We start from the raw sequence: 20,644 nt of genomic DNA, 5'->3' as shown, positions 1-20,644 counted from the left end.
CGGGTCAGCTGAAGGGTCTGCTCCGCAGACGGAGCAACTATTCGCGATGTTCGCACGCGTAGCACCACTCCAGGACTTCCACCGCCGCGTTCAGCACCTCCGGGTGCTGGAAGCGGAACACGCCTGGCACGGTGCTGACTCCGCCGGGTCGAGCGGCGTCACAGGCGGACTTGATCTTCGTCAGCCGATCAACCATCCGCCGACCGGGTGATCAACTTTGCAACGGCCCTGAGACGTCACATTATGACCAAGAGGGTATGAGCGTTATTCACGCGACCTCCGGGTCGATCACTATCTGTGCCCGCGAGGGCCACGCGGAGTCATCGACGAGTACTTGCACTTGGTGCTCACCGCGAATCCAGGCGAGTCGAATATCCACAACCCCCGCAGGATCTTCGATCTGAAGCGCCCCATGAATCCAAAACACCTCCGCAAGGAGGACATCACCCAGGGGTTCTGGCGGCATTCCGCGCCAGATTTCGCATCGCACGGGCCCTTCAACGCCAGGACGGACAGAGAAGATCGCTGATCCGCGGTCAAAAAGCCATTGTTGAACCGCGGGATCCCACCCCGATACGTCACCGTCGGACTCAGTGTCCCGAACAACAATGCAGCCATACTGCGACTCGAGTTCAAATGCTGCTTGAATCTTTGACATCAGAACGACTTATCCCTCTCATTCGAATCATTCTGGTTGATCTGCGAAACTGTCCCGCCCTGGCGCCTGGCACAGAGCAAGCAGTGCGACCAAGCCGCCGTGGGCGCAACAAACACGCCAACCAGAGCGCGGGTGCGCTGGTCCGGCCGAGCCGATTCTCACGTGTTCCTGCCGGCCACGCTCACACTCGGAAAACGAGCGGAACGCGCACGAGGACCGCTACCGAGGCATCAGCCCAGGTAGGAACCACCGCTCCAGGACTTCGACCGCCGCGTTCAGGCAGCGTTCTCACTCCGTCGCGGCCCATCGATCGATCGCGCCGATAACCTCTTGCAATGGCACAGTTAGGCTGGCGTCGGCATCGAGTTCGTCCTCCACCGTGACGATGGCCTGGTCGAAATCGATGAGCACGTTGAACACGTTGAAGGTGAGGTACTCGCGTCTCACATCGCGGCTGTGAAGCACGTCCACAATGACCGAGTGCTCGTACGACGTCATGTCGCGCAGAAGCTGTTGGAACAGGTGAGAACTCATGGGGCTGGGGCTCCGGGATCTCGATCGGAAAAGCGGTCTGGATTCGACCGTGACGAATGTCGAGCTAGATCCAGTCAATCCAAGGCATTTCGACAGCGCGAGTTCGACCCTACGATCCGGTTGACTCATGGAGAGTCTTGAGGACCGCCGTGAACGCTGTGGACCCACCGGAGTCACGGTCGTACTCATCGAGCAACATCGCGGTTCCGAGGGCATCGGGCAGTGCGACGTCGTACGAGCCGAAGTCGGTGTCCACCGCTCTGGTCAGGAGCTCGACCGCCCGTTCTGCGTGACCGCGCATCCACAGACGCTCGACAAGTGCTTCCAGCGAGCCCTCCCACCTGTCGATCCAGCTGCTGTCCTGGAGCCGATCGCCCGTCTTGAGCAGGGAGATCATCTCCTCGCTCGACTCGGCCGTCCAGGGCAGACCCACGTCGATCCCCGTGAAGAGCGCCGCCATCCGCACCGCCTCCTCGGCCTCAGCGTCCTGACCGGCGACGACCAGGGGCGTCGCACCTTGGGGATCCAGCAACGCGAACGCGAACAACAGGTCGGCCCGTACAACCGCCTCACGCTCGACATCCCATCGGGCAAGCAGCCGGGCGAACGTCGTCCCGGGCCGACGACATTGCGCGACAGCGAACACCGCCTGCCGCCGGATCTCCAGCTCGGGATGGTCCAGCATCGGAAGCAGGCGTGGCAGCCCGTCAGCGACCACGGCGCGCGCGGCCCCCTCAGGGATGTCTGCCTCGTCCTCACTCTCGGCGATCCACCCGAGAAGTGTCAGAAGTCTGGCCACACGCACGCCTCCGTCCGCGACCAGATCGACCAGGTACGGGATCGCCGGCAATGTGAGCGGACGGACCACACCCCCGCCAATCAGCACCTCGACCAGGCCGCCGACCGCGTCGTCAGCAATCTCGGGGTCTGTCGACGACACGTCCTCCAAGTACTCCCGGACGTGATCGTCCATCGGCCCGCAGGCACGCTCGGGATCCTCACGGGAGAGACCGAGTGACATCCGGGGGACCACCCTTCGGTGCTGGGACGTGTGATCGCCTGAGTCGGTGGCGACTGTACGGCCTTTCAAGCACGTCAGCCCTATCCCTGCCACACTCTGCCCGTGCCGACCATCCTGCCCACCACCCGCCACGAGCTCGGCCTCCTGTGGAGCGCCCGCCCCGCCATGGCGGGCCTCCTTCTCGCTGGTCACGCCGTCGCCGGGCCTGCCGTCCGCCGCGTGCCGGGGATCGGCTGGGTGACCGCCGACCCGGTGGTCGCGCGCGCCGTCCTCCAGGACCACCGCTCCTTCACGATCCTCGGCGAGGGCGGCGTGGGTGATCTTTGGACACAGATCCTCGGAGACTGGGTGCCCGACCTCTTCGACGGCCCCGGCCACCACGACCTCCGCTCCCGCTCGCGCGAGCTCTTCACCGAGGCGAGCTCCGCGGCCCTCGTCGCCGACGCGTGGGGCCCCACCCTCGCCGACGCCGGGGACGCGCTCCGCGCCGGGGAGGCCGTCGACGTCGCCCGCCTGGCGCGCGTGCTCGTCGGCCGCATGATGGTCTCCCTGCTCGGCCTGCCGGCGCCCGAGGGCGCGGGCGACACCTGGCCCGACGACGACAGCGCCCTCCACGCCTTCGCCACCGGCGAGCGCCTCGCGACCGTCGCGCTCGGCACCGCCGGGTCAACCCGGCTGTCCCCCGCCCAGGTCGCGACCGCCCGCTCGATCGTCGAGGAGCTCACGGCGGGCGTCCCCGAGGGCTGGAAGTCCGCGCCGCCGGACCGCCTGCTGGGCCGCTGCCGCGAGCTCGGCCTGGGGCTCCAGGAGACGACCGGCCTCGCGAGCCTCCTCATGGTGGCCGGCACCGAGACGTCCGCGAGCGCCATGATGCGCACCACCGCTCTCCTCGTCGACACGGGCGAGCAGCACCGGCTGCTCGCGCGGCTCCGGCAGCACGCGCCGGACCGCGACGCGGTGCGCCTGGGTGCGCCCGCGGCGTCGTCGGGCAGCGTGGCGCCCGGGAGCCCGCCGCTGGCGAGCCTGCTTCCCGGCGAGGCCGACCCGATCGAGAACGTGGTGCGCGAGGGGCTGCGCGTGACGAGCCCGGCGTCGGTGATCGGGCGAGGTGTTGCCGCGGACGTGGAGCTCGGGGGCGCCCGCCTGCGAGCGGGCGAGCGGATCATGCTGCTGGTGTGGTCGGCGAACGCGGCCGTGGGCCCGTTCCGGGCCGACCGGCCGTACGTGCGCGAGACGCGCCAGCTCTGGTTCGGGGCGGGCCGGCACCTGTGCCTCGGGGCCGCGCTCGCGCGGGCGGAGATCGCCGCGCTGCTGCGGACCCTGTGGTCGGACGGCGAGCCGCTGCGGGTCGTGCGCCGCCGCGCGCAGCGGCGGGTGCTGATCCCGTCGTACCGGGAGCTGCTGGTCGCGCGCGCTCGCACATAGTCCTCTAGGCTCTAGGCATGCGCCCTGCACTGCGGAAGCTGGCCGGTGACGGCGGTAGCCCGCGTTGTTACGGTGATCCCATGACCGACCTTCCCGACTGGATGCGCCCTCCGCGCCCCGAGGGCTGGTTCGCCGAGGACCTGGACGATCTGCCGGACGCGCCACGCCACACCGAGCTGATCGACGGAGCCCTCGTCTTCATGATGTCCCCGCAGAGAAACTGGCACCGCCGCGTGGTCCTGGCGCTGCACAACGAGCTCGCCGACCAGGCACCGGCGGGTATCGAGGTCAACAGCGAGATGACCGTCCGCCTCGACGAACGAAACCGCCCGGAACCCGACGTGGTCGCGGCGACGACGGCCCTCGGTCCCGCCGACACCTGGTACGACGTGGCGGCGATACTCCTCGTCGTCGAGGTGGTCTCGCCGGAGTCGGCGCACCGGGACCGGACGGTCAAGCTCCAGAAGTACGCCGGGGCCGGCATCCCCCACTTCTGGCGGGTGGAGGACGAGGACGGCGAGGGCGCGACGGCGATCCACGTCTACGAGCTCGACGACGCCACCCGGGCCTACGCTCCGGCCGGGATCGTCCGGGACAAGCTCGCCGTGGACAGGCCGTTCCCGATCACCCTGGACGTGCGCTCGCTCTACTCCTGACGAGCCGCCCCTCAGCTCACCGCGACGCCGCGTAGATCCTCCGCACCACGTCCTCGATGTCGGGCTCCTCGATGGACAGGTCGCGCAGCTCGGCGTGCTCGGCGACGGCGGCGAGCACGCGCGCGAGCGTCACGGAACCGTCGAGGACGAGGTGCTGCCGCAGGCCGCCGCCCTCGCTGCGCAGGTGCTCGGTGCCGGGCAGGCCCACGAGGTCGGCGGCGGGCTCCACGAGGTCCACCACGAGAACGCGCCGGGCGCCCACCGTCGCCGCCAGCCCGTCGAGAGAACCGTCGTAGGCGAGCCGCCCGTGGTCCACGACGAGGACGCGGTCGCAGAGCCGCTCGATGTCGCCCATGTCGTGGGTGGTCAGGAGCAGGGTGGTGCCGTGCTCGCGGCGCTCGGCGATCAGGAACTCGCGCAGGCGCTGCTTGGACAGCACGTCGAGCCCGATCGTCGGCTCGTCGAGGATCAGCAGCTCGGGCCGGTGCAGCAGCGCGGCGGCGATCTCCGCGCGCATACGCTGGCCGAGGGAGAGCTGGCGCACCGGCATGGCGAGGAACTCGCCGAGCTCGAGCGTCTCGGCGAGCTCGGCGGCCCGGGCGCGGGCCTCGGCCCGAGGCAGCCCGTGGATCGCGGCCAGGATCTCGAACGACTCCCGCACCGGCAGGTCCCACCACAGCTGCGACCGCTGCCCGAAGACCACCCCCACCCGCCGCGCCAGCATCCGCCGGTCGCGCACTGGCCGCAGGCCGCAGGTGGTCGCCTCCCCACGGGTCGGCACGAGGATCCCCACGAGCATCTTGATCGTGGTGGACTTCCCGGCACCGTTGGCGCCGATGTAGCCCACGGACTCCCCCGCCTCCACCCGCAGGCTCAGCCCGTCCACCGCGGTCACGGTCCGACGACGCAGCCCGTCCCGCACCGTGAACTCCCGCGTCAGGTCCTGCGTCTCGATGATGCTCATCCACCTGCTCCTCGATAGTGCCGGATCCCCCACCGCCAGCACGCGAGCGCCAGCACCCACGACCACAGCGCGGCCAGCGGCGCGCACCAGCCGAGCCACGACGGGAGCCACGACGCGCCCGGCAGCCCGAGCAGCGCGGTGACCGGCAGGTACGCCGTGAAGGCCATGGGGAAGACGAACCCGAACACCACGGTGACGACCCGCGGCCACACCGACGCCGGCTGCGTGGCGGCGTACCGGCCGCCGTAGACGAACGCGTTGGTCATCTCCGCGCCGTTGACCAGGAAGAACTGGAGGCCGCCGGCGGTCACGAACAGCGCCGCGAAGGTCGCGATCCCGCTGACGAGCGCCAGCACCAGGAGCCCGACCGCGGCCGGGCCCCAGTCGATGTCGTTGAGGACCAGGCCCACGGTGAGGGCCCCTGCCCCCACGGTGGCCCGGGCGAGCCTGCGGACGCTGATGTCGCTGGTCACGAGCTGGAGCAGGACGGGCTGGGGGCGCAGGAAGAACACGTCGAGCATCCCCGAGCGGACGTACGAGGGCAGGTCGTCTACGTGGCCGAACACCAGGTCAGCGAGCGAGAACGAGAGGTCCGCCAGGCCGAAGACGAGCAGGATCTGGGCGAACGTGAACCCGCCGATCCCCTCCACCGCCATGTACAGGACGTAGACCTCGGCCAGCTCGGTCAGGCCCACGAGGAAGGCCCCCAGCAGGTCGAGCCCGAAGCTCGTGCGGTAGCTGCGCTGCGCGCGCACCCGCGAGGCCAGGACGGCTCGGTAGGCGCTAACCACCCTGCACCTCCAGCTTCCGCTGCCCGGCTCGGGTCATCAGGTGCCCGACGGCGAGCACCGCCGCCAGCCACACGAGCTGCACGCCGATCACCTGCAGCGCGGCGAACCCGGTGACGCGCGCGGTGATCACGTCGATCGGGAACATCATCATGGAGGGGAACGGGGTGGCCCGGCCCACCGCCTGCAGCCAGTCGGGGAACAGGTGGAAGGGGGTGAAGAGGCCGGCGAACAGACCGGCCACCGACATGTAGAGGCCCACGAAGCCGCGCGTCTCCACCAGCCAGAACCCGCTCACGGCGATGAGGTACACCACCGCGTGGGACAGCACGATCCCGAGCAGCACGCTGAGGACTCCGAGCACGTACGGTCCGAGGGTGGCGGGCATGGTCATCCCCACCACGAGCATGCCGATGACGATCGCCGGCAGCCCGCGCGGCAGGAAGGCGAAGAGCCCCTTGCCGATCGCGGGCAGGATGTTGGCCGCCTGCACGTTCACCGGCCGGAGGAAGTCGACGGCGACGTCCCCGGTGCGCACCCGCTCGGTCAGGTCGCTGCGGCCGTAGAGGTTCACCGACCCGAGCAGGCCCTGCGACAGCCAGACATAGGCGCTCATGGTCCCGGCGGTGTACCCGGCGATCCCGCCGCCCGCGGCCTCGACGACAGCGAAGAGGATGGCCGTCTTCAGGAGACCGAACGTCGCGTTGGCGACCAGGCCCGCGAACGTGGCGAGCGGGTACGCGGACTGGGTGCGCATCCCCGCGACGAGGAGCAGCCAGTAGGCGCGGGGCCGGAGGCCGCCGTCCGGCCTCGGGATGCCGCCAAGCCTGAGGTCCCGGGGCGCGCGCACGAGCACAAGACCCTACCGGCGGGCGGGCCCGCCGTCGCCCGGATTACCGGCCCGCCCTCACTCCCGCCCGAGCCACGTGCAGACGCAGGCCTCGTTGCCCTCCGCGTCGGCGAGCACCCAGAACGACGGCGCCGCCGCGTCGGACACGAGCGTGCCGCCCGCGGCGAGCGCGGCCGCCACCCGCTGCTCCGCGACGTCGTGCGCGACGGTCACGTCCACGTGGATGCGGTTGCGCTGCGGACGGGGTTCGTCCATCTGCTGGAACCAGAACGCGGGGGCCCGGCCGGCGGGGTCGGCGACGTCGCCGTCGCCGGGCCTATAGCCGAGCACGGCCTCCCAGAACGGCTGCACCGCGGGCCGGTCCAGCGCGTCGATCGCGATCTCGAGCTCCTGGAGGCCCGTCGGGTCGGCCGGGATCTCCAGCTCCCGAGCCGCGGCGGAGATGTCGCGCGCGAGCTCGACGTCGCGCTGGGACAGCCCTCCGACGTCATGCGTCGTCAGCCGCACCGTGACGTGCGGGTAGCGCAGGTCGATGTCCGGGTGGTGGTTGGCCGCCTCGGCGAGCTCGGCGATCGCGTCGACGAGCCGCACCCCCGTCACGAACGACCCCGTCGCGAACCGGGCGCAGGCCACCTGCAGCAGCACGCGCCAGTCGCCGACGCCCCGCTCGGCGTGGAACTGCCCGGGCGTGATCCGTCCCTGCTTCGGTTCCGTCATGAGCCCTCCCGGCGGTGCGTGCTTCAGATCACACCCCACCCTGCCACGAGCCACCGACACTCGGGCGGCCTGCGAGCCGCCGGCCCTCCGCCTACTGGAGGATCGCGCCCCGCGAGGCCGACTGCACCAGCTTGGTGTACTTCGCCAGCACCCCGCGCGTGTACGCGTGCGGCAGCGGCACCCAGCCGTCGGCCCGGGCGGCGAGCTCCTCGCCCGGCACGAGCAGCTCCAGCGTCTTGGCGGCCACGTCGAGGCGGATGCGGTCGCCGTCGCGCACGAACGCGATGGGCCCGGCGTCGACGGCCTCGGGCGCGATGTGGCCCACGCACAGCCCGGTCGTGCCGCCGGAGAACCGGCCGTCCGTCACGAGCAGCACGTCCTTGCCGAGCCCCGCGCCCTTGATCGCACCGGTGATGGCGAGCATCTCCCGCATGCCCGGCCCGCCCTTGGGACCCTCGTACCGGATGACCACCACGTCGCCCGCCTGGATGGTGCCGTCCTCCAGCGCGTCCAGGGCGGCACGCTCGCGCTCGAACACCCTGGCGGTGCCCTCGAACACGTCGGAGTCGAAGCCGGCGGACTTCACGACGGCGCCGTCGGGCGCCAGCGACCCGTGCAGGATCGTGATGCCGCCCGTCCGGTGGATCGGGTCGTCGAGGGCGCGCAGGATCTTGCCGTCCGGGTCGGGCGGGTCGATCAGCGCGAGGTTCTCCGCGACCGTCCGGCCCGTGACGGTGAGGCAGTCGCCGTGCAGCAGGCCGGCGTCGAGCAGCGCCTTCATGACCACGGGCACGCCGCCGATCCGGTCGACGTCGTTCATCACGTACCGGCCGAACGGCTTGAGGTCGCCCAGGTGCGGCACGCGGCTCGCCACCCGGTCGAAGTCGTCGAGGGTGAGGTCCACCTCGGCCTCGTACGCGATCGCCAGCAGGTGCAGCACGGCGTTGGTGGACCCGCCGAACGCCATCACCACGGCGATCGCGTTCTCGAACGCCTCCTTGGTGAGGATGTCGCGCGCCGTGATCCCCAGCCGCAGCAGGTTCACCACGGCCTCGCCGGAGGCCATCGCGAAGGCGTCCCGGCGGCGGTCGGCCGACGGCGGCGCGGCCGACCCGGGCAGCGACATCCCCAGCGCCTCCGCGGCCGACGCCATGGTGTTCGCCGTGTACATGCCGCCGCAGGCGCCCTCGCCCGGGCAGATGGCCCGCTCGATGCGCCCCACGTCCTCGACGCTCATGAGCCCGCGGGCGCACGCCCCCACGGCCTCGAACGCGTCGATGATCGTGACGTCCTTCTCCGTGCCGTCCTCGAGCCGGACCCAGCCCGGCATGATCGACCCCGCGTAGAGGAACACGCTCGCCAGGTCGAGGCGCGCGGCGGCCATGAGCATGCCCGGCAGGGACTTGTCGCAGCCGGCCAGCAGCACCGTCCCGTCGAGGCGCTCGGCCTGCACCACCGTCTCGACGGAGTCCGCGATGATGTCGCGCGAGACCAGCGAGAAGTGCATCCCCTCGTGCCCCATGGAGATGCCGTCGGACACGGAGATCGTGCCGAACTCGAGCGGGTACCCCCCGCCGGCGTGGACCCCGTTCTTCACGGCCGTGGCGAGGCGGTCCAACGAGAGGTTGCAGGGGGTGATCTCGTTCCACGAGCTTGCTACGCCGACCTGCGGTTTCGCGAAGTCCGCGTCCCCGAGGCCGACCGCGCGCAGCATGCCGCGCGCGGCCGTGGCCTCGATGCCGTCGGTGACCTGCCTGGACCGTGGCTTGATGTCGGGCTCCGTCATGGCCCGAGTGTAGGAACGCCCGTGCTCAGCCGCGACGCAGGCGCGCCACGTCACGCACGGCGCCCTTGTCGGCCGACGTCGCCAGGGCCGCGTAGGCCTGCAGCGCGGGCGAGACGTACCGGTCCCGGCCCACGGGCTGCCACGGCTGCTCGGACGCCTCCATCTTGGCCCGGCGCTCGGCGAGCACCGCGTCCGGCACGTTGACGCGGATCAGCCGCGTCTCGACGTCGATCTCGATCTCGTCGCCGTCCTCGATGAGGCCGATGGTGCCGCCCGCCGCCGCCTCCGGCGACACGTGCCCCACCGAGATGCCGCTCGAGCCGCCGGAGAACCGGCCGTCGGTGATGAGCGCGACCACCTTGCCGAGGCCGCGACCCTTGATGAACGACGTGGGGTAGAGCATCTCCTGCATGCCCGGGCCGCCCGCGGGTCCCTCGTACCGCACGACCACCACGTGGCCCGGCTCCACCTGCTTGGTGAGGATCTTCTCGACCGCCTCGTCCTGCGACTCGCACACGAGCGCGCGGCCCACGAAGTGGAACACGTCGGGGTCGATGCCCGCCGTCTTGATGATGGCGCCGTCCTCCGCGAGGTTGCCGCGCAGCACGGCGAGGCCGCCCTCCACCGTGTAGGCGTGCTCGATATCGCGGATGCAGCCGTCGGCCGCGTCCGTGTCGAGCGAGTCCCAGCGGTTCGAGGTGGAGAACGCCTGCGTGGTGCGCACGCCGCCGGGTGCGGCGTGGAACAGCTCCACCGCGCGCTCCGTGGCCTTGCCGCCGCGGATGTCCCAGTCGTCGAGCCACGCGCGCAGCGTGGGCGTGTGCACCGACGTGACGTCGTGGTCGAGCAGGCCGCCGCGGTCGAGCTCGCCGAGCAGCGCGGGGATGCCGCCCGCCCGGTGCACGTCCTCCATGTGGAAGCGCGGGTGGTTCGGGGCCACCTTGGACAGGCACGGCACGCGGCGGCTGATCGCGTCGATCTCCGCGAGGTCGAAGTCCACCTCCGCCTCCTGCGCGGCGGCGAGGATGTGCAGCACCGTGTTGGTGGAGCCGCCCATCGCGACGTCGAGCGTCATCGCGTTGGTGAACGCCGCCTTCGTGGCGATGCCCCGGGGAGCCGCCGTGTCGTCCTCGTCCTCGTAGTACCGGCGCGCCAGGTCCACGATGGTGCGGCCGGCCTCGAGGAACAGCTCCCTGCGGGCGGTGTGCGTGGCCAGCGTGGAGCCGTTGCCGGGCAGCGACAGGCCGAGCGCCTCCGTGAGGCAGTTCATCGAGTTGGCGGTGAACATGCCGGAGCACGAGCCGCACGTGGGGCACGCGTTCTCCTCCACCTGCGCGAGGGCCGCGTCGTCCACCCCCTCGTCCGCCGAGTAGTTGATCGCGTTGATGAGGTTCAGGGGGGTGGAGGCCACGCCGTTCGCGACCACCGCCTTGCCCGCCTCCATCGGCCCGCCCGACACGAAGATCACCGGGATGTTGAGCCGCAGCGCGGCATTCAGCATGCCGGGCGTGATCTTGTCGCAGTTGGAGATGCACACCAGCGCGTCGGCCGTGTGGGCGTTGACCATGTACTCGACCGAGTCGGCGATCAGGTCGCGGCTCGGCAGGGAGTAGAGCATGCCCGCGTGGCCCATCGCGATGCCGTCGTCCACCGCGATGGTGTTGAACTCCTTGGCCACGCCGCCCGCCTCGCGGATCGCCGACGCCACGAGGTCACCCATGTCCTTGAGGTGCACATGGCCCGGGACGAACTGCGTGTAGGAGTTGGCGATGGCGATGATCGGCTTGCCGAAGTCGTCCGCCCCCATCCCGGTGGCGCGCCAGAGCGCGCGGGCTCCGGCCATGTTCCGGCCGTGGGTGGATGTCCGGGACCGCAGGGGACGGCTCATGATTCAGCTCCTTCACGAAAGGCTGCCCCGAGGGTAGTCCGCGCAGGCCGCAGCCACCGCAGAGGGTCACACTCCGGACGGCGCCCGACGGCGGAGCGCACCTCCAGTACGGAAGGTGAGCTCCGCCGTCGGGCAGCGGGGCGTCACTCCCCCGCGGTGTGCACGCCCTCCAGCTCGTCGGCGTGCCGCACGTGCCGGGTGACCCACGGCCCGAGCGCCGCGAGCGCCACCGCGAAGCCGAGCGTGACGAGCCCGATGACGCCGAAGTAGCCCGTCGGCGACGCGCCCTCGGTGGCCTGGACGAGCTGGGCCGTGATGGCCTGCCCGGCCGCGGGCGCGAGGAACCAGAGGGCCATGGCCTGGCTGCGGAACGCGCGGGGCGCGAGCAGGGTAGTGGCGGCGAGGCCCACGGGCGACAGGCACAGCTCGCCAAGAGTCTGGACCAGGTAGACGGTGACCAGCACCCAGCCGGGGGTCTTGGCGTCGCCCGCGAGGGACGCCGCTCCCGCGAGGAAGAGGAACGAGGCGGCGGCGAGCGCCAGGCCGATCGCGAACTTGTACGCGGTGGGCGGGCGGTTGCCGGTGCGCAGCCAGAGCCAGGCGAAGACGGGCGTGAGCAGGATGATCGCCGCCGGGTTGACCGACTGGAAGAATTCGGGGTTCACGGTGATACCCAGCACCGACAGGTCGGTGCGGTCGCGGGCATAGGCGGCGAGGGTGGTGGCCGCCTGCTCGAAGATCATGAAGAAGAGCATCGCCGCCACGAACAGGGGGATGTAGGCGACGACGCGCGGCCGTTCGGCGTCGGTCACCTTGGGCGACCGGTACATGACGACGAAGTAGATGATGGGCGCGAGGAACGCGAGGTAGCTGAGCGTGTCGATGACGGACGTGATGCCCCCGCCGCTGACGAGCCACGCGATGCCGTAGACCACGGCGATGCCGCCGGCGATGACGGCGAGCATCCGCAGCACGGCGGGCCGTTCGCCGGGTTCGATGGGGTTGGGCACGGCGTCGCCCGCCCCGCCGAGCATGCGCCGTCCGGCCACGAAGAACACGAGCGCGAACGCCATGCCGACGGCCGCGACGGCGAACCCGGCGTGGTATCCGCCCCAGGTGCGCGCGAGCCCCACGAGGAGCGGCGCGAAGAGCGAGCCGAGGTTGATGCCCATGTAGAAGATCGAGAAGGCCGACTGCCGGCGCGGGTCCTCCCGCGTGTAGAGCTCGCCGACGATCGCGGACACGTTGGGCTTGAGCAGGCCGGTACCGAGGGCGACGAGCACGATGCCCACGTACGAGAAGGCCGCGCCGGGGATCGAGAGGCACACGTGCCCTGCCGCGATGATCACGCCGCCGTAGAGGGTGGAGCGGCGTGCGCCGACCAGCCGGTCGGCCGCCCAGCCGCCGAGCACCGACAGCAGGTACACGGCGGTGCCGTAGATCGACACGAGGGCCAGCCCGGTGGTCTGGTCGAGCCCGAGCCCGCCGTCCTGGACGGTGTCGGTCAGGTAGAAGAGCAGGATGGCGCGCATCCCGTAGTAGCTGAACCGCTCCCACAGCTCGGTGGTGAACAGCGTCATCAGCCCGAGGGGGTGACCGAAGAAGCGCCGGTCGGTCGCAGCGGCCGGCTGGTCGGCAAGGGTCATGCCCTCGATCGTCGCACCGGCGGCCGGAGAGCGCGCGCTCTCGCCGGACGGGGCTCCCCCCAGGGCCGAAGACCGCCTAAGGTAAGCCTGCCCTCACCAGTGAACCGGAGCACCACCATGACGACGCCGACCGCCGGCCCCACCCGCTTCTCCACCCGCCTCCTGCTCTCCTGCGCCGCCATCGGCGCCGCCGGCGGCCTCCTCACAGCGGTGATCAACTACCTGCTGGCACTCGTCCCGCCGAGCCCGCTCGCGTATGCCGTGTACACGGCCACGCTGGGCGTGTGGCTGCTCGGCCCCCTGGTGGCCGTGTCACTGTTCCGCGCCCCGGCCGTGGGGCTCCTCACCGCGGTGTTCGCGGGCGTGGTGAACCTGGTCGCGCCGACCGGCTTTGCCCAGGCGGTGAACTTCGTCGTCGCGGGACTGGTGCTCGAGCTGCCGTTCCTCGTGGTGCTCTACCGCCGCTGGTCCGACCGCTACGTGCGCAACGCGTCGGTGGTCGCCCTGGTGCTCGCGAGTGCCGGGTACTACGTGGTGTGCGCCCTGAGCGGTCTGTTCCCCGCGTCGTTCTACCCGTGGGGCGCGCTCGCCACGCTGGTCGCGACGGTCGCCCTCGCGTTCGCCCTCACGCTGCTCGCGGAGCGCGTGGCCGCCCAGCTGGCCCGCCAGGGCCTCGGACGGCGGCGGGCCGCCACCGTGGTCGTGGCCGCGGACGAGTGACCGCCCCGCACCTGCTGCACGCCGACCACGTCGGCGTGCGGCACCACGGCCACGAGGCCTTCACCCCCGCCGACGTCAGTCTCGACCTCGCCCCGGGCGAGGTCGTGCTCCTGCTCGGCCCCAGCGGGTCGGGCAAGTCCACCTTCGCCCTCACCCTGGACGGGCTGGTCCCCCACGCGGTCTCGGCGGAGGTCCGCGGCACCGTCACGGTCGCCGGCCTGGACGCCGGCACGACGCCGGTCGCTCGCCTCAGCGAGCACGTCGCCCTGGTCTTCCAGGACCCCGACGCCTCCGTCGTCACCGGGACGGTCCTGGACGAGGTGTGCTTCGGGCCCGAGAACCTGCTGGTCCCCGCGGACGAGGTGCTGGCCCGCGCCGAGGACGCGCTGCGGCGCGTAGGGCTGTGGGAGCGCCGCGCCGACGACCCGGCGGTCCTCTCCGGCGGCGGCCGGCAGCGCCTCGCGATCGCCTGCGCGCTGGCGCTGGGCGCCCCCGTGCTCGTCCTCGACGAGCCGACGGCGAACCTGGACCCCGCCGGCATCGAGGAGGTCTACGCGACCCTGCGGGACGTGGTGGCCGCGGGCGACCGCTCGGTGGTGCTGGTGGAGCACAACCTCGACGCGTGCGTCGACCTCGTGGACCGGGTCCTCGTCCTGGACCGGCGAGGCCGGCTCGTGCTGGAGGGCACCGTGCGGGAGGTCCTCGCCGACCATGCCGAGGACCTGCTCGCGCTCGGCGTGTGGCTGCCCGTCGCGACGCTCGCGGCGCTGCGCCTGCGCACCGCAGGAGTCCCGTTCCCCGCGCTGCCGCTGACCGGGACGGAGCTGCGGCAGGCGCTGGACGCCGCGGAGACCCTGCCCTCTCTCCCCACCCCCGCCAAGCCCGCCGCTGCCGAAGAGCTGGTGGTGCGCGTGCGCGGGCTGTCCGTGCGCCGGGGGCGTCGTACCGTGCTGCACGACGTCTCGCTCGACGTGCGCCGGGGCGAGCTCTGCGCCCTCGTGGGCGTCAACGGCGCGGGCAAGACGACGCTGCTGCAGGCCGTGGCGGGCGTCGTCGCACCACCGCGGGGAACCGTCGAGGTCGCCGGGCTGGACCCCGCCCGGGCGGACGTGCGGCGCCTCGCCCGCCACGTGGGCTTCGTCTTCCAGAACCCGGAGCACCAGTTCGTGCGGCACACGGTCGCCGAGGAGCTGGCGCACGCGCTCGAGGTGCAGCGCGTGCCGCACGACGAGGTCGCCGACCGGGTCGACGACGTCCTGGCCCGCTTCGGCCTGGCCGCCCACCGGCACGTGCACCCGTTCCTGCTGTCGGGCGGGCAGAAGCGCCGCCTGTCCGTAGGGACGGCGCTCGTCGCCGGCGCCGCGGTGCTCGCCCTCGACGAGCCCACCTTCGGCCAGGACCGTGAGCGCGCCGCCGAGCTGCTGGACCTCCTCGACCAGCTCGTCGCGGGCGGGACCACGGTGCTGGTCGTCACGCACGACCTCCAGCTCGTCGCCGACCACGCGTCGCACGCCGCCGTCCTCGCCGACGGGCGGCTCGTCGCCCACGGCCCCGCGGCCCGCATCCTCGCCGACGACGTGCTCCTCGACGCCGGGCTCCGGCGTCCCCCGCTGGCGGCCGCCCTGGGCGGGCTCGAGCGGCACGCCGCGTGGCGGTCCGTCGCCCGCCTGCAGGACCTGCCTGGCAGCCTGCCGGCACGCCGGGCAACCCGCCAGGAGCTGAGCGCCGCGGCCGAGAGCAGAGACGCCGCGGCCGGGAGCGCAGGCGCCGCCGTCGGAGGCGCCGCCGTCGGCGGCCGGGCAGGGGGTGCCGCGTGAGCCTGCTCCTCGACCCGTGGGCCCAGCACGACCGCACCCGGCCCCTGCACCGGGTCAACCCCCTCGCGGTGTTCGCGGCGGTGCTGCCGGCGCTCGTCGCGCTCGTCCTCGTGCGCGACCTCGCCACCCCGCTGGTCTTCCTGCTCCTGGCGACCGGCCTCGTGGCAGCCGGGGCACGCGTGGCGCCAGCGCACCGCGTCCTCGTGTTCGTGCTGCCGACCGCGTTCGTCCTGCTGGCGTCGCTGACGCTCGGCCTGTGGTCGGTTCCCGCCGAGGCCGCGGCCACACCGGTCCTGGTGCGGGCGGGGCCGTGGGAGTACCACCTCGGCACGTGGCTCGTCGGCCTGGCGACGTCGCTGCGCCTCGGGGCGCTCTTCGCCGTCGCCCTGGTCCCGGGCGTGAGCGCCACCGGGCCCGACGTCGTCCGGGCTGCCGTCCAGCACCTCCGTGTCCCGTACCGCGTGGGCTACACGGCGTTCGCCGCGTTCCGCTTCGTGCCCCGGTTCGGGCACGAGCTCGCGACGATCCGTGCCGCCCACCGCGTGCGCGGCATGGCGGGCGGGCGCGGACCGCTCGCCGGCGTGCGCCGCTGGGCCGGGTACGTGGTGCCGCTCCTCGCGGGCGCGCTGCGCCACGCGGAACGGGTGGCGCTGGCCATGGAGGCCCGCGCCTTCGGGGCCCACCCCACGCGCACGGAGCGCCACACGGTACCGCTGCGCCCGTCCGACGCCGGGTTCGTGGCCGCCGCCTGGGCAGTCACCGCCGCGGTGCTCCTGTGGGCGCCCGGCCTGGTGGGCGTGCTCATGCCGGAGGTCCCCGGCGCGTAGTCGCCGGGGACCTCCGTCCCGCCGCTTGCCGCCGCAGCCCTGGCCGCGCAGCCGTCAGGCCGAGCGGTACTCGTCCTCGAGGACGCTCATGACGATGGCGTCCGCCCAGCTGCTGCCGTCGCGGTAGACCTCCCGCAGGCGGCCCTCCTCCCGGAAGCCCAGCGACGCGTACAGCGCGCGGGCCCGCGGGTTGATGCTCAGCACGTCGAGGCTGACCCGGTGCAGCCGGGGCCCCGGGTCTTCCTCCGTACCCTCGAACGCGAAGCGGAGCACGTGCTCGATGGCCTCACGGCCGTACCCGCGCCCCCGGTAGTCGGGCAGCATCTGCAGGCGCAGGTTCGCGGAGCGCGCGTCCTCGTCGATCTGGTTGAGGACGATCTCGCCGAGCAGCTCGTCGCTGACGAACCTGCCCTCCCGCACCGCGCCGGACGTGACCGCCCAGTCGTAGCGGCCCGGACGGTCGCTGACCGTCCGTGCCCACTCGTCGATCTGCTCGCGCGTGAACGTCGCCGTCGTGCCCGTCAGGCGCATGCCCTCCGGGTCGTGCAGCGACTCCCACAGCCGGTCGGCGTCGCGCGCCTCGATGGGGCGCAGCCGTACCATCTCGCCCCGGAGCTCCGGGCCGCGAGTCACTGGCCGATCCTCTCCAGCACGAGCTCACGCACCCGGCCGGCATCAGCCTGACCGCGCGTCGCCTTCATGACCGCACCGATGATGGCGCCGACCGGGCCGAGGTTCCCGCCCCGCACCTTCGCCGCGATGTCGGGCTGCGCCGCCAGCGCGTCGTCGATCGCCGCGAGCAGTGCGCCGTCGTCGGACACCACCTCGAGCCCGCGCGCCACCACGATGTCCTCGGGGTCACCCTCGCCGGCAAGCACCCCCTCCAGCACCTGGCGGGCGAGCTTGTCGTTGATGCGGCCGGAGTCGACGAGCGCCTGCAGCGCGGAGATCTGCGCCGGGGTGACCGCGAGGTCCTCCAGGGTCAGGTCGTCCTGCTTGGCGCGGCGCGCCAGCTCGCCCATCCACCACTTCCGGGCACCGGCGGCGCTGGTGCCCGCAGCGACCGTGGCCTCGATCAGGTCGAGCGCACCCGCGTTCACCACGTCGCGCATCTCGGCGTCGGCGTAGCCCCACTCGGCCTGGAGGCGGTTGCGGCGTGCGACCGGCATCTCGGGCAGGGTGGCCCGGATCTCCTCGACCCACTCGCGGCTCGGCGCCACGGGGACGAGGTCGGGCTCCGGGAAGTAGCGGTAGTCCTCGGCGTCCGACTTCACGCGGCCCGACGTCGTCACGCCCGTGTCCTCGTGCCAGTGGCGCGTCTCCTGCACCACCTTCTGGCCGGCGTCCAGGACGCCCGCCTGACGCGAGATCTCGAAGCGCACCGCACGCTCGACCGACCGGAACGAGTTCACGTTCTTGGTCTCGGTCCGCGTGCCGAGCGGCGACTCGGGCGTGGGGCGCAGCGAGAGGTTCACGTCGGCCCGGACGTTGCCACGCTCCATGCGCGCCTCGGACACGTCCAGGGCGCGGAAGATGTCGCGGAGCGTCTGCACGTAGGCCCGCGCCACCTCGGGGGCGCGGTCGCCCACGCCCGTGATGGGCCGGGTGACGATCTCCACCAGCGGGATGCCCGCACGGTTGTAGTCCACGAGCGAGTACTCCGCCCCGTGGATGCGGCCCGTCGAGCCGCCCACGTGGGTGTTCTTGCCCGCGTCCTCCTCCATGTGCGCGCGCTCGATCTCGACGCGCACGACGGTGCCGTCCTCGAGCTCGACGTCCAGCCAGCCGTCGTACGCGATGGGCTCGTCGTACTGCGAGGTCTGGAAGTTCTTGGGCACGTCCGGGTAGAAGTAGTTCTTCCGGGCGAAGCGGCACGACTCGGCGATGGTGCAGTTGAGCGCCAGGCCGATCTTGATGGCGTGCTCCACGGCGGTGCCGTTGAGCACGGGCAGCGCGCCGGGCAGCCCCAGCGACACGGGCGTCACCTGCGTGTTGGGCTCGCCGCCGTACTCGACCTCGGCCGCGCAGAACATCTTGGTCCTGGTGCCGAGCTCCACGTGGACCTCGATGCCGATCACCGGGTCGTAGCGGCGGACGGCGTCCTCGTAGGCGACCAGGTCGAGCGTGGGTGCGGTCATCGGGTCAGCTCCGTCGTCTTCAGCTCGGGGGCCTGGGCCAGCAGCGACCCGCCCCACGTCTTCTCCAGGGCGGTCTCGAGCGCGGCGCCCACGCGGTACAGGCGGTCGTCGGCCTTGGCGGGCGCCAGGATCTGGAAGCCCACCGGCAGGCCGTCGTCGGACAGGCCGTTCGGGACGGACATGCCCGGCACGCCCGCGAGGTTCGCGGGGATGGTCGCCACGTCGTTCAGGTACATCGCCAGCGGGTCGTCGAGCTTCTCGCCGAACCGGAACGCCGTGGTGGGCGCCGTGGGCGAGACGAGCACGTCGGCCTTCTCGAACGCCGCGGCGAAGTCGCGCTGGATCAGCGTGCGGACCTTCTGGGCGCTGCCGTAGTAGGCGTCGTAGTAGCCGGCGCTCAGGGCGTACGTGCCGAGGATGATACGGCGCTTGACCTCGTCGCCGAAGCCGGCGCCACGGGTCGCGGCCATCACGCGCTCGGCGGTGACCGGGCCCTCCGACGGCTCCACCCGGAGGCCGAACCGCATGCCGTCGAACTTGGCCAGGTTGCTGGAGGCCTCGCTCGGCATGATGAGGTAGTAGGCGTCGAGCGCGTAGGTGAAGCTGGGGCACGAGACCTCGACGATCTCCGCGCCGAGGCCGCGCAGCACGTCGAGCGACTCGGCGAAGCGCGCCGAGACGCCCTCCTGGTAACCCTCGCCCGACAGCTCCGTGACGACGCCGACGCGCAGCCCCGACAAGTCACCCGTGGCGCCCTCCCGAGCCGCCTGGACGAGCGCCGGGAGGGGCTCGGGGATCGACGTGGAGTCGCGCGGGTCGTGCCCGCCGATCAGCTCGTGCAGCAGGGCCGCGTCGAGGACGGTCCGCGTGACGGGACCCGCCTGGTCGAGCGAGGACGCCATCGCGATGAGCCCGTACCGGGAGACGCCGCCGTAGGTGGGCTTCACGCCCACCGTGCCGGTCACGGCACCCGGCTGCCGGATGGAACCGCCCGTGTCGGTGCCGATCGCCAGGGGCGCCTCGAAGGCGGCCACGGCCGCGGCCGAGCCGCCACCGGACCCGCCCGGGATGCGGTCCAGGTCCCACGGGTTGCGGGTGTTGCCGTAGGCGGAGTGCTCCGTGGACGACCCCATCGCGAACTCGTCCATGTTGGTCTTGCCGAGGATCGGCAGGCGAGCGGCCCGCAGCCGCTCGACGAGCGTGGCGTCGTACGGCGGGATCCAGCCCTCGAGGATCTTGGACCCGGCGGTGGTCGGCATGCCCTGCGTGACGACGACGTCCTTGACGGCGATCGGCACGCCCGCCAGCGGGTGCAGCTCCTCGCCGGCGGCACGCCGGGCGTCGACGTCCCGCGCGGTCGCCAGCGCGTCGTCGGACGAGACGTGGAGGAACGCGTTGAGCTCCCCGTCGACGGCGGCGATGCGGTCGAGGTGGGCCTGGGTGGCCTCCGTGCTCGACACGTCGCCCCGGGAGAGGGCCCCGGCGAGCTCCGCTGCGGACAGGCGGGTGATGTCGGTGCTCATGTCACTCCTCCCCGAGGATCTGCGGTACGAGGAAACGGCCGTCCTCCTGCTGGGGCGCACCGGCGAGCACGTCCTCGACCGGCAGGGCCGGCTGGGGGACGTCCGCGCGGAACACGTTCGTCAACGGCAGGGGATGGCTCGTCGCGGGCACGTCGGCAGTGGCGACCTGGCTCACTCGGGCGATGGACTCGACGATCACGTCGAGCTCGCCGGCGAGGCGGTCGACCTCGTCGGAGCGCAGGTCGATCCGTGCCAGAGCGGCCACGCGCGCGACCTCGTCACGGGAGATGGTGGACATGCGCCCAGTCTAGTCAGCGCAGGGCCCGGGACCGCCCGGAATCCCGGGACAACGGCGATCCGGTGGTGTGACGACGACGATCCGGTGACGCGACCTGGCCCGGAAATGCATCAAGACCCGCACCACCAGGGTGCGGGTCTTGATGTGAAGGGTGTCCGGCGGCGTCCTACTCTCCCACCCCGTCTCCAGGGCAGTACCATCGGCGCTGTAGGGCTGAGCTTCCGGGTTCGGAATGGGACCGGGCGTTTCCCCTACGCCATGACCGCCGTAACGTTATCGAGTTGTCAGGGTTATCCCCCGGGTTCCCGCCTGGTCAGGGCGGGGTGGGGGTGGTTGCCCGTTTCTCGGGAACCGCACAGTGGACGCGTAGCATGTTGATAGGTGTGTT

The 20,644-nt window shown here is 72.0% G+C and carries 18 protein-coding genes and 1 rRNA gene; 5 read left to right on the top strand and 14 right to left on the bottom strand.

What is annotated here, in order from left to right; translation table 11 throughout:
- Nucleotides 1-946 precede the first annotated feature (946 nt).
- Complete coding sequence (locus AC060K_RS04885) at nt 947-1,192, bottom strand: hypothetical protein (RefSeq protein WP_483764341.1); 246 nt, start codon at nt 1,190-1,192, stop codon at nt 947-949.
- A gap of 109 nt (nt 1,193-1,301) precedes the next feature.
- The gene (locus AC060K_RS04880; protein ID WP_483764340.1) at nt 1,302-2,165 is read right to left on the bottom strand and encodes a hypothetical protein; all 864 of its coding nucleotides are present in this window, start codon (nt 2,163-2,165) and stop codon (nt 1,302-1,304) included.
- 150 nt (nt 2,166-2,315) lie between these two features.
- Here AC060K_RS04880 and AC060K_RS04875 point away from each other — a divergent pair, with 150 nt between their 5' ends.
- The gene (locus AC060K_RS04875) at nt 2,316-3,638 is read left to right on the top strand and encodes a cytochrome P450 (RefSeq protein WP_483764339.1); all 1,323 of its coding nucleotides are present in this window, start codon (nt 2,316-2,318) and stop codon (nt 3,636-3,638) included.
- Between the two features lie 80 nt (nt 3,639-3,718).
- Entirely contained in the window at nt 3,719-4,294 is a 576-nt protein-coding gene (locus tag AC060K_RS04870) for a Uma2 family endonuclease (protein WP_483764338.1), read from the top strand.
- A gap of 16 nt (nt 4,295-4,310) precedes the next feature.
- On the opposite strand, the gene AC060K_RS04865 is transcribed toward AC060K_RS04870, so the two are convergent.
- The 7 genes from AC060K_RS04865 to AC060K_RS04835 all read right to left on the bottom strand — a co-directional run bounded on the left by AC060K_RS04865 (nt 4,311) and on the right by AC060K_RS04835 (nt 12,933).
- Nucleotides 4,311-5,258, bottom strand: a complete 948-nt coding sequence (locus AC060K_RS04865) for an ABC transporter ATP-binding protein (protein ID WP_483764337.1) — start codon at nt 5,256-5,258, stop codon at nt 4,311-4,313.
- Nucleotides 5,255-6,049, bottom strand: coding sequence for an ABC transporter permease (locus AC060K_RS04860; protein ID WP_483764336.1), 795 nt, complete (start codon nt 6,047-6,049; stop codon nt 5,255-5,257). Before AC060K_RS04860 ends, AC060K_RS04865 begins: the two co-directional genes overlap by 4 nt.
- On the bottom strand, nt 6,042-6,896 hold the full coding sequence (locus tag AC060K_RS04855) for an ABC transporter permease (protein ID WP_483764335.1): 855 nt from the start codon (nt 6,894-6,896) through the stop codon (nt 6,042-6,044). The genes AC060K_RS04860 and AC060K_RS04855 overlap by 8 nt, the downstream gene beginning before the upstream one ends.
- A 57-nt stretch (nt 6,897-6,953) precedes the next feature.
- On the bottom strand, nt 6,954-7,613 hold the full coding sequence (locus AC060K_RS04850) for a VOC family protein (RefSeq protein WP_483764334.1): 660 nt from the start codon (nt 7,611-7,613) through the stop codon (nt 6,954-6,956).
- Between the two features lie 91 nt (nt 7,614-7,704).
- Nucleotides 7,705-9,399, bottom strand: a complete 1,695-nt coding sequence (ilvD, locus tag AC060K_RS04845; RefSeq protein WP_483764333.1) for a dihydroxy-acid dehydratase — start codon at nt 9,397-9,399, stop codon at nt 7,705-7,707.
- A 25-nt stretch (nt 9,400-9,424) separates the two neighbouring features.
- Nucleotides 9,425-11,287, bottom strand: a complete 1,863-nt coding sequence (gene ilvD, locus AC060K_RS04840) for a dihydroxy-acid dehydratase (protein WP_483764332.1) — start codon at nt 11,285-11,287, stop codon at nt 9,425-9,427.
- A 143-nt stretch (nt 11,288-11,430) separates the two neighbouring features.
- Nucleotides 11,431-12,933 (bottom strand): peptide MFS transporter, encoded by a 1,503-nt coding sequence (locus AC060K_RS04835; RefSeq protein ID WP_483764331.1) that lies wholly within the window; start codon nt 12,931-12,933, stop codon nt 11,431-11,433.
- Between the two features lie 117 nt (nt 12,934-13,050).
- Between AC060K_RS04835 and AC060K_RS04830 the strand changes: the two genes are divergently transcribed.
- From AC060K_RS04830 to AC060K_RS04820, 3 genes are read left to right on the top strand one after another with little or no spacing between them, the layout of a single operon-like run.
- The gene (locus tag AC060K_RS04830) at nt 13,051-13,653 is read left to right on the top strand and encodes an ECF transporter S component (RefSeq protein ID WP_483764330.1); all 603 of its coding nucleotides are present in this window, start codon (nt 13,051-13,053) and stop codon (nt 13,651-13,653) included.
- Entirely contained in the window at nt 13,650-15,470 is a 1,821-nt protein-coding gene (locus AC060K_RS04825; protein WP_483764329.1) for an ABC transporter ATP-binding protein, read from the top strand. Before AC060K_RS04830 ends, AC060K_RS04825 begins: the two co-directional genes overlap by 4 nt.
- Nucleotides 15,467-16,297: an energy-coupling factor transporter transmembrane component T family protein gene (locus tag AC060K_RS04820; RefSeq protein ID WP_483764328.1), complete on the top strand. Its 831-nt coding sequence runs from the start codon at nt 15,467-15,469 to the stop codon at nt 16,295-16,297. The genes AC060K_RS04825 and AC060K_RS04820 overlap by 4 nt, the downstream gene beginning before the upstream one ends.
- A gap of 54 nt (nt 16,298-16,351) precedes the next feature.
- On the opposite strand, the gene AC060K_RS04815 is transcribed toward AC060K_RS04820, so the two are convergent.
- From AC060K_RS04815 to rrf, 5 genes are all read right to left on the bottom strand, one after another.
- Complete coding sequence (locus tag AC060K_RS04815) at nt 16,352-16,930, bottom strand: GNAT family N-acetyltransferase (protein WP_483764327.1); 579 nt, start codon at nt 16,928-16,930, stop codon at nt 16,352-16,354.
- Nucleotides 16,927-18,435 (bottom strand): Asp-tRNA(Asn)/Glu-tRNA(Gln) amidotransferase subunit GatB, encoded by a 1,509-nt coding sequence (gene gatB / locus AC060K_RS04810; protein WP_483764326.1) that lies wholly within the window; start codon nt 18,433-18,435, stop codon nt 16,927-16,929. Before gatB ends, AC060K_RS04815 begins: the two co-directional genes overlap by 4 nt.
- Nucleotides 18,432-19,958: an Asp-tRNA(Asn)/Glu-tRNA(Gln) amidotransferase subunit GatA gene (gene gatA, locus AC060K_RS04805; RefSeq protein WP_483764325.1), complete on the bottom strand. Its 1,527-nt coding sequence runs from the start codon at nt 19,956-19,958 to the stop codon at nt 18,432-18,434. The genes gatB and gatA overlap by 4 nt, the downstream gene beginning before the upstream one ends.
- Before the next feature lies 1 nt (nt 19,959).
- Entirely contained in the window at nt 19,960-20,256 is a 297-nt protein-coding gene (gene gatC, locus AC060K_RS04800) for an Asp-tRNA(Asn)/Glu-tRNA(Gln) amidotransferase subunit GatC (RefSeq protein WP_483764324.1), read from the bottom strand.
- A gap of 153 nt (nt 20,257-20,409) precedes the next feature.
- A 5S ribosomal RNA gene (rrf, locus tag AC060K_RS04795) occupies nt 20,410-20,526 on the bottom strand.
- Nucleotides 20,527-20,644 lie beyond the last annotated feature (118 nt).

This window comes from Antribacter sp. NEAU-D49, assembly GCF_057158775.1.
This window is presented reverse-complemented; position numbering and strand designations above follow the sequence as displayed.